This window comes from Mesorhizobium sp. M7A.F.Ca.CA.002.04.1.1 (assembly GCF_004022805.1).
Lineage (GTDB): Bacteria > Pseudomonadota > Alphaproteobacteria > Rhizobiales > Rhizobiaceae > Mesorhizobium > Mesorhizobium ciceri.
On sequence record NZ_RZPL01000865.1, the window covers coordinates 1 to 2,186 of the forward strand.

Genomic DNA, 2,186 nt, shown 5'->3' on the forward strand with positions numbered 1-2,186 from the left:
GGCTACGAGAACTCCGACACCGAGCCGGAACTGACGATGCTGCCCAACGGCTCGATCAAATTCTACCTGCCAGCGATGGAGATCGGCAGCGAACGGACCGACATGACGCTGACCATCGCCTGGCGCAATGATGCCTTCATCGTCGCCGGCTTCGCCTATGACCACTATGACTATTTGAAGGAGAATGCCGAAAGCGCCTGCGAGTACAATGTGCTGACCGGCAAAGGCACCAGCAGCGAAAAGCAGCCGGACGGCAGCACCAAGCACAGGAACGTCTCGGTCGAAGGCCAGACCATCGCCTTCAAGGACTGGAACCCCGGCACCACCTTCAGCGCTTGCGGCGCGTGACCGGCGCCTCTTCGACCGACTTCAGCTTGGCGGCGGCGCTGCCGGCGTCAGCCCGTGGCGGCGCATGATATCCATCATCCCAGCCTTGTCCGGCGGACCGCCGGCGGCGGCGTGGAACATGGCGAATATCTCACGGAAATAGTCCGGACCGATCGCCGCTGGTGTGACGACGCACAGCGCTTTCGCATCCGCGCTGCCATTGTTGTCGAAGCGATGGACTGCGCCGCGCGGGATGCACAGCGCTTCTCCCGGTCCGACCTCGATCGGCTTGCCGTCGACGGTCCAGGTCAGCACCCCTTCAATGCCGTAGATCGTCTCTTCGTAGTGATCATGGCTGTGCGCCGGCGCCAGCAGGCGCAGTCCGCTGGCAACCCTCAACTCAAAGGCGGCGATGCTGCCGTTCGAACTGTCGCCCGTCACCAGGAAGCGAATCGACAGCCCTTGTCGCCGGTCTCATTGGCTGGATTGACCTGAAGATTCATGACCGACATTGCGCAAAGCCCTCCGGTAAATTACATTTACTCGCTATCAGTAAACTCAATTTACCGGATCGTCAATGCCCACCTCAACGGAAGTTCTACAGACCAAGACCGAGAACCTGCTGATCGGCGCCCTGCTGCGCGTGCCGGCACAAGCGATCCAGCGGCGGCTGATCAAGGAGCTCAACGCCGCCGGTTTCGACGAATTGCGCCTGCCGCATATGGCGGTGTTGCAGTTTCCCGGACCGGACGGCGCGCGGCCCGGCACCATCGCCGAGCGTGCCGGCATGAGCAAACAGGCCATCAACCAGCTGCTCAGCAGTCTCGAAGGGTACGGCTACCTCGTCCGCTCCGACATTCCCGGCGATGGCGGTGCGCGCGTGGTGCGATCCACGGAACGCGGTCATGCCGCGTTCTGGAAAATGGTCGATATCCTGCGCGACATCGAGGAGGAATGGCGCACCGAACTTGGGCCGGAGCGCTTTGCCCAGCTGAAAGCTCTGCTGTTTGTCGTCTGGGAAAGTCCGCTGGTGCGCTGAGCCAGAGACGGCGCCCGTCCGCCCTGCTCCATCGGCCTTTCCGATGGCACTATCGGTTTCTTCCGTTTCCTTCTGTCGCGCCGAACTGCCAATTCCTGCCCTTGTCCATCCAAGCAAAGGCAGAGCGAAATGAGCATTTCGAAACAGAAAATCCTGATCGTCGGCGGCGGCTCCGGCATGGGCCTGGCGCTGGCCAGGCGCTGCATCGAGGCCGGAGCCAAGGTGATCATCGCCGGGCGCGGCCAAGACCGGCTGCGGCAGGCGCGCGAGGCGCTCGGCAATCCCGCCGGGCTGGAGACGGCCGTCGTCGACATCGCGCGCGAAGACCAGGTCTCGGCGCTGTTCGCAGCGATTGGCGGACTCGACCACATCGTCTGCACCGCAGCCGACATCGAAGGCGCCTACCGGCTGCTGCCGGAGCTTGACCTGATGGCGGCGCAAAAGGTGGTGGAGAGCAAGCTGTATGGCCCGCTGCTGCTCGCCAAGCACGGTGCGCCGCGGCTGGCAGCATCCGGCTCCATGACCTTCGTCTCCGGTATCGCCGCCTATCGCCCAGCCGCACGCGGCTCCGTCGTTGCTGCTGTCAACGCAGCGCTCGAAGGCCTCGTGCGGGCGCTGGCGGTCGAGTTGGCGCCGATCCGCGTCAATGCCGTGTCACCCGGCTGGGTCGACACCACGATCTGGGCGCAAGTGGCCGGCGACAGGAAGGACGAGACGTTAGCCGCGATGGCCAAGCGGCTGCCGGTCGGGCGGATTGGCCAACCCGATGATATCGCCGACGCCATCGCCTTCCTGATCGGCAATGGCTTTACCACGGGAA

3 protein-coding genes and 1 pseudogene are annotated in these 2,186 nt (G+C 63.9%); 3 read left to right on the forward strand and 1 reads right to left on the reverse strand.

The window, feature by feature from the left end; all coding sequences use genetic code 11:
- Positions 1 to 348: pseudogene (locus ENZ75_RS29620) on the forward strand (hypothetical protein); the annotation flags it as partial.
- Between the two features lie 21 nt (positions 349 to 369).
- Here the strand turns inward: ENZ75_RS29620 and ENZ75_RS29625 are convergent.
- Positions 370 to 768 (reverse strand): cupin domain-containing protein, encoded by a 399-nt coding sequence (locus ENZ75_RS29625; protein ID WP_245481289.1) that lies wholly within the window; start codon positions 766 to 768, stop codon positions 370 to 372.
- A gap of 136 nt (positions 769 to 904) precedes the next feature.
- On the opposite strand from ENZ75_RS29625, the gene ENZ75_RS29630 reads away from it, so the two are divergent.
- Positions 905 to 1,366, forward strand: a complete 462-nt coding sequence (locus ENZ75_RS29630; protein WP_024501721.1) for a MarR family winged helix-turn-helix transcriptional regulator — start codon at positions 905 to 907, stop codon at positions 1,364 to 1,366.
- Between the two features lie 129 nt (positions 1,367 to 1,495).
- The coding region (locus ENZ75_RS29635) for an SDR family oxidoreductase (RefSeq protein ID WP_128278543.1) at positions 1,496 to 2,186 on the forward strand (691 nt) is incomplete at its 3' end.

Excerpts from the sequence above, each read along its gene's own strand:
- ENZ75_RS29630 (WP_024501721.1), top strand. The coding sequence starts at position 905 with ATGCCCACCTCAACGGAAGTTCTACAGACCAAGACCGAGAACCTGCTG.